15 protein-coding genes are annotated in these 14464 nt (G+C 60.3%); 6 read left to right on the forward strand and 9 right to left on the reverse strand.

Annotated features, from left to right (window positions below):
- Positions 1-36: 36 nt before the first annotated feature.
- From GC127_RS07410 to GC127_RS07420, 3 genes are all read right to left on the reverse strand, one after another.
- Positions 37-1413 carry a tetratricopeptide repeat protein gene (locus GC127_RS07410; protein WP_151977332.1) on the reverse strand — a complete coding sequence of 459 codons (1377 nt, stop codon included), beginning with the start codon at positions 1411-1413 and terminating at the stop codon, positions 37-39.
- Between the two features lie 406 nt (positions 1414-1819).
- Positions 1820-2995 carry a CaiB/BaiF CoA-transferase family protein gene (locus tag GC127_RS07415; protein ID WP_151977334.1) on the reverse strand — a complete coding sequence of 392 codons (1176 nt, stop codon included), beginning with the start codon at positions 2993-2995 and terminating at the stop codon, positions 1820-1822.
- Between the two features lie 10 nt (positions 2996-3005).
- A complete protein-coding gene (locus GC127_RS07420; protein WP_151977336.1) occupies positions 3006-4628 on the reverse strand; it encodes a thiamine pyrophosphate-binding protein in 1623 nt (540 codons plus the stop codon).
- 208 nt (positions 4629-4836) lie between these two features.
- Here GC127_RS07420 and GC127_RS07425 point away from each other — a divergent pair, with 208 nt between their 5' ends.
- The 6 genes from GC127_RS07425 (at position 4837) to GC127_RS07450 (ending at position 8636) form a co-directional block, all read left to right on the forward strand.
- The gene (locus tag GC127_RS07425; protein WP_151977338.1) at positions 4837-5448 is read left to right on the forward strand and encodes a ribonuclease D; all 612 of its coding nucleotides are present in this window, start codon (positions 4837-4839) and stop codon (positions 5446-5448) included.
- A gap of 3 nt (positions 5449-5451) precedes the next feature.
- Positions 5452-6066 (forward strand): LPS export ABC transporter periplasmic protein LptC, encoded by a 615-nt coding sequence (gene lptC / locus GC127_RS07430; protein WP_151977340.1) that lies wholly within the window; start codon positions 5452-5454, stop codon positions 6064-6066.
- Positions 6063-6566 carry a lipopolysaccharide transport periplasmic protein LptA gene (gene lptA / locus GC127_RS07435; RefSeq protein ID WP_151977342.1) on the forward strand — a complete coding sequence of 168 codons (504 nt, stop codon included), beginning with the start codon at positions 6063-6065 and terminating at the stop codon, positions 6564-6566. The genes lptC and lptA overlap by 4 nt, the downstream gene beginning before the upstream one ends.
- Positions 6563-7321, forward strand: coding sequence for an LPS export ABC transporter ATP-binding protein (lptB, locus tag GC127_RS07440; RefSeq protein ID WP_008279740.1), 759 nt, complete (start codon positions 6563-6565; stop codon positions 7319-7321). Before lptA ends, lptB begins: the two co-directional genes overlap by 4 nt.
- Before the next feature lie 240 nt (positions 7322-7561).
- A complete protein-coding gene (gene raiA / locus GC127_RS07445) occupies positions 7562-8125 on the forward strand; it encodes a ribosome-associated translation inhibitor RaiA (protein ID WP_037297038.1) in 564 nt (187 codons plus the stop codon).
- 46 nt (positions 8126-8171) lie between these two features.
- Positions 8172-8636 (forward strand): PTS sugar transporter subunit IIA, encoded by a 465-nt coding sequence (locus GC127_RS07450; RefSeq protein ID WP_037296874.1) that lies wholly within the window; start codon positions 8172-8174, stop codon positions 8634-8636.
- A 24-nt stretch (positions 8637-8660) separates the two neighbouring features.
- On the opposite strand, the gene GC127_RS07455 is transcribed toward GC127_RS07450, so the two are convergent.
- The 6 genes from GC127_RS07455 to GC127_RS07475 all read right to left on the reverse strand — a co-directional run bounded on the left by GC127_RS07455 (position 8661) and on the right by GC127_RS07475 (position 14344).
- Positions 8661-9626, reverse strand: coding sequence for a D-glycerate dehydrogenase (locus tag GC127_RS07455; protein ID WP_151977344.1), 966 nt, complete (start codon positions 9624-9626; stop codon positions 8661-8663).
- 1 nt (position 9627) lies between these two features.
- Positions 9628-9786: a hypothetical protein gene (locus GC127_RS22775; RefSeq protein WP_198385513.1), complete on the reverse strand. Its 159-nt coding sequence runs from the start codon at positions 9784-9786 to the stop codon at positions 9628-9630.
- Between the two features lie 15 nt (positions 9787-9801).
- Positions 9802-11145 (reverse strand): amidase, encoded by a 1344-nt coding sequence (locus tag GC127_RS07460; RefSeq protein ID WP_151977346.1) that lies wholly within the window; start codon positions 11143-11145, stop codon positions 9802-9804.
- Positions 11135-12553 (reverse strand): TRAP transporter large permease subunit, encoded by a 1419-nt coding sequence (locus GC127_RS07465; RefSeq protein WP_008279746.1) that lies wholly within the window; start codon positions 12551-12553, stop codon positions 11135-11137. Before GC127_RS07465 ends, GC127_RS07460 begins: the two co-directional genes overlap by 11 nt.
- Positions 12550-13134, reverse strand: a complete 585-nt coding sequence (locus GC127_RS07470) for a TRAP transporter small permease subunit (RefSeq protein ID WP_008279747.1) — start codon at positions 13132-13134, stop codon at positions 12550-12552. Before GC127_RS07470 ends, GC127_RS07465 begins: the two co-directional genes overlap by 4 nt.
- Before the next feature lie 79 nt (positions 13135-13213).
- Positions 13214-14344, reverse strand: a complete 1131-nt coding sequence (locus GC127_RS07475) for a TRAP transporter substrate-binding protein (RefSeq protein ID WP_008279748.1) — start codon at positions 14342-14344, stop codon at positions 13214-13216.
- Between the last annotated feature and the right edge of the window lie 120 nt (positions 14345-14464).

Genomic DNA, 14464 nt, shown 5'->3' on the forward strand with positions numbered 1-14464 from the left:
ACCGGTGCCGACTCCTTTTCGTGAATTTGTCCGCGCCTATTCCGCTGGCAAACGGTCAGCGTCAGTCCAGTCAACGCGCGACCGTGAGATAAGTTCCAATCGGGTGTTGGCATAGGAATCAAGACGGCCTGCGCGCTGCGTGGTGCGCTCTTGCAATATATTTTCGGCCTCGTCTAGGAAGCCGCTGCGAATAGCGGCGTCAATCGTCAGGCGCTCGAACACATCGCGTTGGGCATGGCTGCCACCGGCCAGTTGCATAGAGCGCCGCGCCCGGCCAAGGTTAAGAAACGCTGTCTTGTAATCCCCTTCACCAAAAGCCTCGAGCCCGGTGGCCGCCGAAAGGCCGGGATTGGCCACACGCGCCATGAGTTCGCCCGCGTTTGTCTGTTTGGCATCGCGGTGCATCCGTCCAAGCATGCGTTTGGCGGCCATGTCCCGGTTGCCACCAATCAGCGCCAAAAGATAATGCAGGTCGGCAAAGAGCAGGCAGCCATCTTCGCTCCGCCGCTCAGAGATATCGGCCAATTCTTCCCAGCGGTTCGCCACGTCATGCCCCTCAAGCTCTAATCGCATCAAAAGCGAGGTCGCGTTGGAAATGTCACGGAAATCATCGGTCTTGTCGCGGCGAATTTCTGTTTCATACAGGTCGAACACAGCGTCGATCTCGCCTTGGTCGAGATGCATCAGCGCCTTGTGCCACCACACATGATAGCGGAAATTGTTGCAATGCGCCCAAGCGTGTTCGCGCCCCTCAAGCCAGCTAAGCCCAGCGCGCGAATTGGCCGTCATGTCGAATACATGCGCCACTGCATGCAGACCCCAAGCATCATCGGGCGAGAGACTGAGGCCGAGCCGACCAGCCGTCTCGGCACGGGCATAATCGCCGGTTTCCTCAAGCGAGAAAGCGTGACAGCCAAAGAGATAGCCGCGTGCCGGGTTCTTGGCGTCATAGGTCGGCAAGAGCGCCTCGATCGAGGCGCGCATGCCTTTACCATCGCCAAGGATGAACCGTGTGGCATGGCTGATCTTCATCGCCAGCGCATCTTCGGGCCAGCGGGTAAGAATCGCCTCCATCTCGCGCACGGTTTCAGAAAGATGCCCATCAAGCCACGCGCCCAAAGCGCGGACATAACCCGCCTCACGCGCCGTGGGTGCCGTGCGCAGGGCGGCATCCGTGGCGATGCTATGCGCCTGTTGCGCCGTCTCATTAAATTCGCTCCGCCCAAGCATCAGGAAAAACAGCCCCTTGGTGGCATGGGCCATGGCAAAATCCGGCTCTTGGCTAAGGACTGTGCCTAGGTGGTCTGGGGTCTTCGCGGAATGGGCGAGAAAGGCCAATACCATCTTGTCCCACGCCTCGGCGACGGTGGGGGAGGATATGGTCAACTCATACCCGAATTGATCTGAACGCATGACCCGAAATCCTTTTCCTAGCTTTTATCACAGCTATCCCGGCAAATATGAAAGCAGCAACACATGCACCGCCTTACTCACCAACTCGTTATCTTCAGTTTAACGATTGTGACAGGTGAGTGGCAGGGCGCAGGGTGTAATACACCGGAAAATAGGCGCAATTTCGCTTAGGCGTAGATTGCGAGCGGCCGCGCCGCCTCAAAATCATTCAGCGATGGCGGATTCGGCGACAGTTTTGAAAACGCCGTCCAATTCGGTTGCAAGCGCGCCAGGATCACACCCGATTTTGTTGACTAAAATGAAAGACCGCCGTGGGTGCAAGCGGCGCAGTGCCGCCTGCATTCTTGGTTGTGTAAAGGTGTATCGGGCCACGAGTCCTGCCGCAACACGAGCGACCAAGATGCGATTACAATCCCTTTTTGAGCGGCCCCAGCACCACGTCGGTATCGGCCCCGTTGGTGGGCGGCGCGCTGCGATAGCTGACCGGCGTGCGCGAGAATTTGAGCGGGTTGCCGATGAGGCGCACATCGCCCTTGGCGGTATGTGGTGCGGGCATGGTGATCGTCATGCCGCGCGCCTGCGCCTGTTCGGTTTCCAGCGCCTGACCGATGGTGTTGACCGGCCCCACTGGCACCTTGCGCGCCTCTAGCCCCGCGATCACATGCGCGGTGGTGCGGGTTGCCAACACCTCGGCGATCATCGGCACGAGGGTGTCGCGCTGCGCAAGGCGGGCGGTATTCGTGGCATAGCGCGGATCAGTGGCCCAATCCGGCTGCCCCAAATAATCACAAAACCGGGCATATTGGCTATCATTGCCGACGGCCACGATCACATGGCCATCGGCGGTGGCAAAGACCTGATAGGGCACGATATTGGGATGCGCATTGCCCGCGCGGGTGGGCGAAACGCCAGAGGTGAGGTAATTCAGCCCCTGATTGACCAGCCACGCCATCGTGGCATCGACCAGAGCAATGTCGATATGCTGCCCCTCGCCCGTCGCGTCGCGGTGGCGCAGCGCCGCCAGAATGCCGGTCGCGGCATAAAGCCCGCACACCACATCGGCCACGCCCACGCCCACTTTCATAGGCTCGCCCCCGGCCTCGCCGGTGATCGACATGACGCCGCCATAGCCCTGCGCCATAAGGTCATAGCCCGGCTTGTCGCGGTTGGGGCCAGTCTGGCCAAAGCCGGAAATAGAGCAATAGACAAGGCCCGGATAGGCGGCGCAGAGCGTTTCGTAGTCGAGACCGTATTTGCGAAGGCCACCGGGTTTGAAATTCTCGATCACCACATCGGCGCGGGCGGCCAGAGCATGCAAAAGGCGCTGCACCTCTGGATCGGTCAGATCCACCGCCACGGATTTCTTGTTTCGGTTGGAGGACATGAAATAGGCCGAAAGATCGGTGGGAGTGCCATCGGCATCCAAGGCAAAGGGCGGGCCCCATTGGCGGGTATCGTCGCCCTCAAGACTTTCGATCTTGATCACCTCGGCCCCCAGATCCCCCAAAAGCTGCGTGCAAGTGGGACCCGCCAGAATGCGGCTGAGGTCGAGGACAACGAGACCATCCAATGGGCCGGGCATGGGCAGCTCCTTAGATACGGTTATCATACGAGCCGCGGTCGATTTCGGCGGCGATGACGGTAAAGGTGTCAGCCTCTTGCGCAGCCAAGAGGGCGGCGCGCAATTCGGCGCGGTTGGTCACGCGCACGCCATGGCCGCCAAAGGCACGCCCAATGGCGGCGAAATCGTGATGGCCGAAATCCACGGCAAGATTGACCATCTGCCGCTCGCGCTGTTTCTTTTCAATCAGCGCAAGGCTCGCATCGACAAAGACGACAAAGATCACCGGCAGCTTGAGTTCGGCAACAGTCGAGAGTTCGCCCGCGACCATGAGGAACCCGGCATCGCCGGAAAAGCTGACGACGGGGACATCGGGCGTGGCGAGTTTCGCACCCATCGCCAGCGGCACGGCACAGCCCATGGTGCAAAGCGCGGTGGATTGCAGCAGCGCGCGGGGGATGTAGCTTGTCCACATCTGCGAGAGGAGGATGCGATGCGCGCCGCTATCGACGGTGGCGATGGTATCCTGCGGCAGCACGGCGCGCGCCTCGGCGATGACACCGGCGGCCCCCCATTCGTCATCCGTTGGAAAGGCACCCGCCAGCGCGGCACGGGCTGCGGCCACCTGCCCCCCCGTCCACGTCGCACGGGGGCTGACGCCCTCGGTGATGGCCGCAAGAGAGGGCGCACAGGCCCCGACGATATTCATTGTCGCCTGATGCATATATTGGTCATTGGGGACGGCGGCGATGTCGATCACCTTAACCTCGGCAGGGTCCCAGATCTCGCGCCAGCCAGGGCGCATCTCAATGGGGTCGTAGCCCACACAGAGGATCAGATCGGCCTGTTGCACGATCGGCACGAGGATACCATCGGCCAGCGGTGAAAGGCCCGCACCACCCAAGCAAAGCGGGTGGGTTTCGGGGATGATCCCCTTGGCCTTGTACGTGGTGATGACCGGGATATTCAGGCGTTCGGCGGTCTCACGTATTGCCGCGCTTGCCCCCTCATTGACCGCATCTAGGCCCACGATCATCACCGGGCGCTCTGCCGCCGCCAGCCAATCGCGCGCCGCTTGAGGGGCTGCGGGCTGCATCAGCACGGCATCGGGGCGGCGGCGCAGGCGCGGCGGGGTCACGCGCATATCCGCCACCGAAATCGGCACGTCGATATGCACCGGGCCGGGGCGGCCTTCGGTGGCGATGCCAATGGCCTTGTCGGCGATGATATCGGCCCCCTGCGCAGTCATGCGAAAAGTGGCCTTGGTGATCGGCGCCAGCACCGCCTCATGATCAAGAATCTGATGGGTATAGGTCAGCGCCTCATCGGCATCGACACAGCCGGAAATCACAATCAGCGGCACACGGTCCTGATGCGCGTTGGCGATGGCATTGACGCCGTTCAAAACCCCCGGCCCCAGCGTGGCAATCAGGATGCCGGGCGCACCAGTGCGGTGCCAGACACCTTCGGCCATGAAGGCGGCGGCGTTTTCGTGCCGCGCCAGCGTCACCTCGATTCCCGCACGCGCCAGTGCATCCATCACGGTCAGAACCTCGCCGCCCGGCATGCCAAAGGCGTGGCGGCATCCTGCCTCGTAAAGACGCCGTGCAAGGTAATCAGCGGCGCGATTCTGGCTTTGTTGGGTCACGGTCACGGGCGGGCTCCTCTTTCCTTTTGCCGACTTTGTGGCCGAGCGCAGAAGCGACCGCAAGCCCGGTTCGCAGCGCAAAGACCGGGGCGATACTGGTTTTCCTGTGGTCGCAGACCTAAATCTGGGTTGAGAGACCGAACGAAAGCGCCTAATCAAAACGCAATTCGCCCAATTTCACGGCCCCGGATCGCACCGGCCACAAGGATTTCCAATGGCAAACCATCTCTATCAGAACGACCTGCCCGATGGGCTGGACCTTAGCCCTGTGGTGGCGATTGATTGCGAGACCATGGGACTGCACCCGCATCGGGACCGGCTCTGTGTCGTGCAGCTCTCAGGCGGGGATGGCCATGCGCATCTGGTGCAGGTTTCCAAGGGGCAGACAACCGCACCCAATCTGGCGCGGTTGCTGGAAAATCCCGATGTACTCAAGCTTTTTCATTTCGGACGGTTTGACATTGCTGCCATGCAGAACGCCTTTGGCGCGTTGGCGGCCCCCGTCTATTGCACCAAGATCGCCTCGAAATTGATCCGGACCTATACGGATCGGCATGGCCTTAAATATCTGTTGCAGGAGTTGTTGAACATCGACATCTCCAAGCAGCAGCAAAGCTCTGACTGGGGGGCCGACAGCCTGAGTGCCGCTCAGCTCGACTATGCCGCCTCGGACGTCCTCTATCTGCATCGCCTGCGCGACGAGCTGAACGCGCGGCTGATCCGCGAGGGCCGGATGGAACTGGCACAGGCCTGTTTCGATTTTCTGCCGCAGCGGGCGCTGCTCGATCTGGCGGGTTGGCCCGAGATCGACATTTTCGCGCATTGACGGATGGCGCGCGCGCAGAACACCTATTCGCGGATTGTGGCCTGGATCAAGATCATCCTGCCACTCAGCGCGCTTGGGCTGCTCTCGACGCTGTTCCTTTTCTCGCGCACGGTTGATCCCACATTGTCCGTCCCCTCGTCACAGATTGATCTGGAGCAGCGCGCGCAAGATCTGGGGGCCACCAACCCGCGCTTTGCCGGGGTGACGCAAGAGGGCGACGAAATCCGTTTTGCTGCTGAATTTGCGCGCCCCAATCGGGAAACGCCCGAGAATCTGATCGCAGACGGGGTGACCGCGCAGCTTCGCTTGAACGCCGGGACGGTGATTGACATCACTGCGGGTCAGGCCGACATGCAGCAGGGGCAGATGACCGCCAGCCTGATGGGACAGGTCCATATCACCACCTCGACCGGCTATGTCATCGACACCGAGCGCCTGAATTCCCGGCTGGACGAGGTCTATGCCGAAACGCCTGGACAGGTCACGGCAACCGGGCCGATTGGCACGCTGACTGCCGGGCGGATGCTATTGCATAACAATGCCGAGAGCGGTGAACCGGAATTGCTTTTCACCGAGGGCGTCAAGCTGATATACCAGCCGGGGGAAACGGGGGAATGAGACCAGTGCCAAGAGTTTCCGGATTGATCGCGGCCATCGCAGTGGCTCTTCTGCCTGTTGGCGCATGGGCGCAGGCCGGGCAAGTAGCCTTTGGCAAGACCCAAGCAGATCGCGGCTTGCCGGTCGAAGTGACCTCAGACAACCTTAGCGTCAATCAGGCCGACAATACCGCCACCTTTACCGGCAATGTGGTGATCGGTCAGGGCGAGATGCGGTTGGCGGCACCACGGGTGCTGGTGGTCTACCTGCCCGACCGAAGCGGGATCGAGAGCCTAGAGGCCACGGGCGGCGTAACACTGGTCAGTGGCGAAGATGCCGCCGAGGCCGAGCGCGCCGATTACAACATCTCAACCGGCTTGATCGAACTGCGCGGCAATGTGCTTTTGGTGCAGGGAACCAGCGCTATCGCTGGCGAGACCGTATTGGTCGATACCGCCGCAGGGACCGCGCAGGTCAGCGGGCGGGTCAAGACCATCTTGCAACCGGGGACCACCCCATGAACCAACCGACGCTGACACTGGCCCATGAGAGCACCGGTCTGGTGGTCGAGAACCTGCGCAAGAGCTATCGCAAGCGGCTGGTCATTCGCGACGTCACGCTCACGCTGCGTCAGGGTGAGGTGGTGGCGCTGCTTGGCCCGAATGGATCGGGCAAGACCACGACATTCTATGCCATTGCCGGGCTGATATATCCTGAGGGCGGGCATATTCGGATCGACGGGCGAGATGTGACCGGACTGCCGATGTATCGCCGGGCCAAGCTGGGTATCGGCTATCTGCCGCAAGAGATGTCGATTTTTCGTGGTCTTTCGGTCGAGGACAATATCCTCGCGATTCTCGATATCGCCGAGAAGGATCGGCACAAACGGCGCGAGCGGCTGGAAGAACTCTTGTCGGATTTCTCGATCGAGCATCTGCGGCGCGCGCCGGCCCTCGCCCTTTCGGGGGGCGAGCGGCGTCGAGTCGAAATTGCGCGCTGCCTTGCAGCCAATCCGCGTTACCTTTTGCTAGATGAGCCCTTTGCCGGGGTGGACCCAATTTCGGTGGGCGATATCCGGCATCTGGTGGCCGACCTCAAGAAACGCGGGATCGGCGTGCTGATCACCGACCACAATGTGCGCGAAACGCTCGAAATTGTGGACCGCGCCTATATCCTGCATGATGGCAAGGTGCTCATGTCCGGCAGCCCCCGCGATGTGGTGGAAAACGAGAATGTGCGCCGTGTTTATCTGGGCGACAGTTTTCGCATTTCCTAATGTCGCTACGGGCGGCAAATCCGCGCTCCTCTCCTTCAAATCAGATTGACAAGACGCGCGGAAAGCGCGTCAATTGAGCTATGACATGTGGTGATCTCGCGCTGTTCCCTGAATGGCCCCCGCGACAAGGGCCTGTCTTGGGACAATTTCGCCACCGGTCAGTTTTCAGCATCCGGGATTAACCAAACCCGCGGCGCATACGCCGCGTATGGCCCCGGTTTGTCAATCGAAGGAGATGAGATGCGGTATCAAATCAGTGGAAAGCAGATCGACATTGGCGAGGCCCTGCAAACGCATGTGAAAGAAGAATTGGGCACGGCTGTTGCGAAATACGCCGAACGCCCGACCGATGCGATGGTCGTTTTCTCCAAGAGCGCCAGCGAATTTGCCTGCGAAGCCATCGTGCATCTGTCGACCGGCCTGACGGCGCAGGCCAGCGCCAAGGCGCATGAAATCTACGCCGCCTTTGATGCCTGCTGCGAGAAGATGGAAAAACAATTGCGCCGCTACAAGCGGCGGCTCAAGGACCATCACCGCGACCGGGCGGAACCGGTTGAACTCTTTGGAGCGTCCACTTATATCCTCGCCGGAGATAGCGCGGAACCGGAATCAGAGCCCGACAGCCTGCAGCCGATCATCGTGGCCGAGATGGAAACCAAAATTCCGTCGCTCTCGGTTGGCGAGGCGGTCATGCAGATGGAGTTGGCAGGGGCACCTGTTCTTGTTTTCCGCAAACAAGGCAAGGATACGGTCAATGTGGTCTATCGTCGTGAAGACGGCAATATCGGCTGGATTGACCCATAACGAGAGGGTGGCAGGCGGTGATACGCTTGTCTGAGCGGCTCAACTCATGGAACTTCCGATGATCCTCAAGCCAGAGGCCGTACGCGTGCTGTCCGGTGCAACCAGCAAGAAGCGCCTGATGCATGAACTCGGCAACATTGCCGAGGCGGCCTATGGCGTGTCTCATTCTGCTGCGGTCGAAGCGTTGCTGGAACGCGAGAGCCTTGGCCCGACAGGTGTGGGCCATGGCGTCGCCTTGCCGCATGCGCGGCTGGATGGGTTGGATCAGGTCGTTGGGGTGCTGGCGCTGCTGGAGAAACCGATCGACTTTGATTCTGTGGATCGGCAGCCGGTGGATCTGGCCTTTGCGCTCTTTGCACCGATTGATGCGGGGGTTGAACATCTCAAGGCGCTGGCGTTGGTGTCGCGCACGCTGCGGGACGCAGGGCTGCGCGCCAAGCTACGCTCGAATACCGATCCCTTGACGCTTTATACCATCGTTACAGAGGCGCAGGCGGTACAAGCCGCCTGACGCCCTATCGGGCGGCTGGGGGTCTTAGACCAGCCTGTCGCCCGGCTCTTGCCCCGCAAAATAGGCATCGAGATTGTCGAGCGCGCGAAAGCCCATGGCATCGCGGGTTGCCCGCGTGGCGCTGCCGATATGGGGCAACATGAAGACGTTTTCATGCGCCGCAAAGGCGGCATTTCCACCCGGCTCTACCTTGAAGCAATCAAGACCAGCGGCAGCAACATGGCCGGATTTCAAAGCGGCCAAAAGCGCATCCTCATCAATCAGCGCGCCGCGCGCCGTGTTGACGACCACAGCCCCCTCAGGCAACCGCGCAAGGCGCGTCGCGTTGAGCAGGTTGACCGTGTCGGGTGTGGCCGGACAATGCAGCGAGAGAAAATCCGCCACTTCGAGCAGACTTTCGACATCGGCGTGAAAAACCGCGCCATGTTCCTCATCCGGCGCAAGACGTGTGCGGTTGTGATAATGGATTTCCATATCAAAGCCGCGCGCTTTGGCGGCAAAGGCACGGCCCACGCGCCCCATGCCGACGATACCCAACCGGGCACCCGTCATCTGTTTGCCCACCATGAACGACGGCGACCAGCTATCCCATTGTCCCTGACGCACGATGCGGTCGCCTGCAACCGCGTGCCGTGCGGCCCCCAGCATCAGCAGCATCGCAATCTCGGCGGTGGCATCCGACAGCACATCGGGCGTGTTCGTGACAACGATCCCAGCGGCCTTGAGCGCCGCGAGGTCGCAGTGATCAACCCCAACCGAGTGGTTGGCGACGATTTTGAGGCGTGGGTTGAGGTTCGCCACCACGTCGGCCGAAAAATGCTCGGAGTGACAAGGGATCATTCCGTCGACCTTGGCGCTCATCGCGATGATTTCCTCGGCGGTGCCGGGAGTATCCGCCTCGTTCACGATCACATCGTAATCGCGGCGGGCACGCGCAAGGGTGGCGTCGGACAGGCGGCGCGGAATCCAGAGGACTTTCTTATCAGGCATGTCAGCTTTTGTTCTTGCTCGAGCTCAGAAAATCATAGCCCGCCAGTGCCACTGTCAGGCCCACCACGACCCAAAGGTCGAGTGTGCCAACCTTGCGCACAAGGATGTAGAGAAAGGCGGCCAAGACCGCGAAGGCGAAAAGCGCCAGAAATCTGTTCATATCGTCATCCTTTTCTCATGCGGCGGCTTCGGAAAGCCAGCGTGTGAACCAGTTTGCGTTGCGCAAGAGGCGCGCGTCATTGCCGCGTGCGGCGACGAATTGCACCCCCATCGGCAGGCCATTTTCCGCCGTGAACGCGGGCACTGTGACCGCCGGTGTGCCCGTTAGCGTCCAGAGCCCGTTGAAAATCGCATCGCCCGTATACTCTAGCCCCTCAGGTGCGGGGCCGGTGGCAGCGGGACAGAGGATCGCATCACACCGCTCAAAAATCTCGCCCAGGCCGGCATAAAGCACGTCAGCCCAGTCGAGTGCCGCGAGATAGTCACGCGCGAGCGTGGCATTGCCGGTGTTCAGCGCCTCTTGGGTGCGTGGCCCAAGCGCGTCGAGGGATTTGCCATAGCGGTAATAGTATTTCGCCATTTCGGCGAAATTGATACGCGCCCGGATTTCCGCCGCCTCGTTAAAGGCATTGGGGAGCGGCACCTCGAATACCTGATCGCCCAAAGCCTCGATCAGCTCGTCAAAGGCCGCATGCAGCTGCGGATCGGCCTTGTCCCAACCCGGCGGGCGGAGAAAGGCAAAAACCGGCTTGAGCGGTGGTTCTGATGTGGCCACCGACAAGAGCGGCGGCACTGGGGCGGGCGTTGTCGCCGGATCGCCCGCGTCATACCCCATCAAGACCTCAGTCAAAAGCGCCGCGTCGGCGGGGGTGCGGGCAAAGACCCCGAGCGTATCGAGCGTGGGCGACTGCATCAGAACACCCGTACGGGGGATCGCACCAAAGCTGGGCTTGAAGCCGGTCACGCCGCAATAAGACGCGGGCCGGATCACCGATCCGCCGGTTTGCGTACCAATGGCAAGCGGCACCATCCCATCCGCCACCGCCGCCGCAGAGCCCGAGGACGAACCACCGGGCGTATGTGCGGTGTTGAGTGGATTACGGGTGGCACCCGCATGCATATAGGCCAGTTCGGTCGTGACCGTCTTGCCCATGATCACGGCACCCGCTGCCTTGAGACGGGCGACGATGGCCGCATCCTTGAAGGGAATGCGGCCCGCGTCCAGCGGACAGCCGTTCTCTGTCGGAATCTTGGCGGTGTCGATGATGTCCTTGAGGGCAACCGGCAGACCGTGAAGCGCCCCGATGGGGCGCCCGGCCTGACGTTGTGCATCCAGCGCCTTGGCTTGCTGACGCGCAAAATCGGCATCGAACCAAGCCCAAGCGTGTATTTCAGGCTCTCGCGCCTCGATCCGGTCTATGCACGCTTCGACCAGATCGAGGGCGCTCAGCGCCCCCGAAGCCAGCCGCGTGCGCAACTCGCACGCGGATAGCATCAGGATATCGGCCTTATTTGCCATACATAAGCTCCGGCAGATAATAGACGATCTGCGGGAAATTATACATCATGGCCATGGCGATAAACACGCAGAAGAGGAACGGCATGACGCCCGAGAAAATCTGCGTAAGCTTGATCTCTGGCGGGGCGATCCCCTTGAGGTAATAGGCCGACATGGCCATGGGTGGCGTTAAGAAACTGGTTTGCAGGTTGAGTGCCACCAGAATGCCAAAGAACAGCGGATCGATCTCGAAGAAAGCCAGAAGCGGCAGAAAGATCGGAACGAAGATGATGATGATTTCAGACCACTCCAGCGGCCAGCCCAAGAGGAAGATGATGAGCTGTGCCAACAGCAGGAACATCAGCGGGGTGAGGTTCATGCTCTGGACGAATTCGGAAATCACATGTTCGCCACCGAGGTAAGAGAACACCGCCGAGAAGGTGTAGGACCCAACAAAGAGCCAGCAAACCATCGCTGTGGTGCGCACCGTCAGATACACGCTTTCGCGCATACGCTGCCATGTCATCGCACGGTAGGCGAAGGCCAAGAAGATGCCGCCCAGTGCGCCAATTGACGCCGCTTCGGTCGGGGTGGCCAGACCGAACAGGATGGAACCAAGCACTGCGAGGATGAGAAAGGCCAAGGGCACCAGCGATGTCAGGATCATGACAAAAAGCTGGGTCTTGGGAATCTCGGGGATTTCCTCTTTGGTCGGCTTGGGGGCCACAGACGGTTGCAGGATCGAGCGACCGATCACGTAGATGAGATAGAGACCAACCAGCGTCAGACCCGGCAAAAGTGCCGCCGCGTAGAGGCGCACGATAGAGACGCTCGACGCCGCTGCGTAAACGATCAGCATGATCGACGGCGGAATGAGAATGCCCAACGTGCCGCCAGCGCAGATGATGCCAGACGCAAAGGACGGATCATACCGCGCCTTGAGCATGGCAGGCAGCGCCAGAAGGCCCATCAGTGTCACGACCGCGCCGACGATGCCGGTGGCGGTAGCAAAAAGCGCGCAGGTAATCAGCGCCGCCACACCCATAGAGCCCGGCATGTTGCGCGCCGCGATGTTGAGCGTGCCAAACAGCCGGTCGACGATATTCGCGCGCTCGACGATGTAACCCATGAACAAAAACAGCGGCACGGCGGTCAGAACTTCGTTCGACATCACCGTATAGGTCTGGTTCACGAACAAATCGAATATTCGATTGTTAAAGAACCCCTCAAGCCAGAGAGTCCATTGGTCCCACGCCCCGGCATCCTCGGCCAGCCTGTCAAAGCTGCGCCACATGCGGCCGGCATCGAAATAGGCGTAGTAGCCAAAGCCGATACCCATAGCCATGAGGGTAAATGCGATGGGAAAGCCCAGAAAGACGAAGATAAGGAAAAGGCCCAGCATCATCAGGGCGATTTGCGGATCGGTCATGGATGTGCGTCCTTTTCGGCCTCAGCGGCCTTTTGCATCAGCAGGTCTTCGGTTTCGAAGACATCTTCATCGGCTTTGAGCCATTCATTGGTACGCATGCAGTGGATGCAACGAAACACCTGAGCGACACCTTGGATCAAGAGAAGGATTCCGGCGGCGACGATCACAGTCTTGAACTGATAGATCGGGATACCTGCCGGGCTGTTCACGGAAACCTCGGCATAGGACCAAGAGCGCGCAGCATATTTCCATCCGGCAATGATCAGCGCCAGAATACCCGGAAAGAAGAAGAGGATATACAGCACCAAATCGACTTTGGCCTGATTACGCGGCTGCCAGAGGCGATAGAGAAAGTCACCCCGCACATGCCCGCCACGTGACAGCGTGTAGGCGCCACCCATCATGAAGAGCGTGCCATACATAATGAAGGACACATCAAGTGCCCAAGCCGTCGGATTATTGAAGAGATAGCGCACCACCACCTCATAGCCGGTGCCAAAGGCCATCAGGACGATCAGCCAGGCGAACGCCTTGCCGAACCAGGCCGACAGGTTGTCGGCGAAACGTATGAAACCGATCACACGGAGCCCCCTCTATTTTGAAAGCGGCCCCGGCGTTTCCTGCGCCGGGGCCCTGGATTTTCCGGTTTTTACACCGTGATTACATCTTGAGCTTGCCCGGGAAGTAGTGATCGAAGGCAAGCGCATAGTCAGGCGCGTTCATCAGTTCGTAATAGGTGACTTGCTCCACCCATGCGCGCTGGCTGTCGAGACACTTCTTCATGAAGGGGTCTTCTTCGAGAACCGGGATCAACTTGTCCCATGCTTCGATCTGACCATTCAGAATGTCCGTGGAGGTGCGGTGGATGGTAACACCGGCCTCTTCTTGCAGCCACTTGAGGTCTGCAGAATAGCGACGCATCGCCTTGGCGGTGTTCGCGGTGGAAGCCGCTTCAACCGCGTACTTCAGGATCGCGCGCATATCAGGATCGAGATCTTCCATGGTCAACTTGTTGAACAGGAATTCAAAGCTCTCGGAGGCCTGGTGATACGAGGACAGATAGTAGTTCTTGGCCACGTCATGCGCACCAAAGTTACGGTCCGACGACGGGTTGTTGAACTCGAACGCGTCGATCACGCCACGCTCCATCGCGGGCACGATTTCGCCACCCGGAAGCTGGGCGACAGACATGCCCATCGACTGCAGCAGGTCAGCAGCAAGACCCACGGTGCGGTATTTGAAGCCCTGCAGGTCAGCGACAGTGTTCACCTCGCCCTTGAACCAGCCGAAGGGCTGCGCGAACATCGGGAAGCCCATGTAACCATCGACTTCGAGGCCCATGATATCCTGGGTCAGCTCGTCATAGAGCGCCTTGCCGCCGCCTTCGTAGAACCAGCTGAGCATCGTGGTTGCCGAGCCGCCGAACACGGGGCCAGTCCCAAAGAGCGAGGCCGCTTTGTTCTTGCCATACCAGTAGACCGGCACCGAGTGCGCAATGTCGAGAACACCGTCATTCACGGCGTCGAGCACCTGAAATGCGCCCACGACAGCGCCGGCAGGCAGCACGTCGATCTTCAGACGGCCGCCGGACATTTCCTCAACGCGGGTTGCATAATCCTGCGCCATTTCCTGCCAGATGTCGCCAGCGGGCCAAGATGTCTGCATCTTGAGCACCAGCGGCGCCTGTGCCAACACCGCCGGAGCCGCGAGCGCGCCCGCAGCAACCGCCGGCGCCCCAACCGCCGCGCGGCGCAGGAACGAGCGCCGATCCATCTTCGACTTGTTTGTCATGGTAGTCCTCCCATAAATCTGTTGCGTCTATTCGCATCGGATGGCGGGCAAAGCATATCCCCCACGGGCGATTCGAGGCCCTGTTTCCGCCACACGCGGGCAATCGTAACGGTTATGTGG

The sequence above is a fragment of the Roseovarius sp. EC-HK134 genome, from assembly GCF_902498815.1.
GTDB lineage: Bacteria > Pseudomonadota > Alphaproteobacteria > Rhodobacterales > Rhodobacteraceae > Roseovarius > Roseovarius mucosus_A.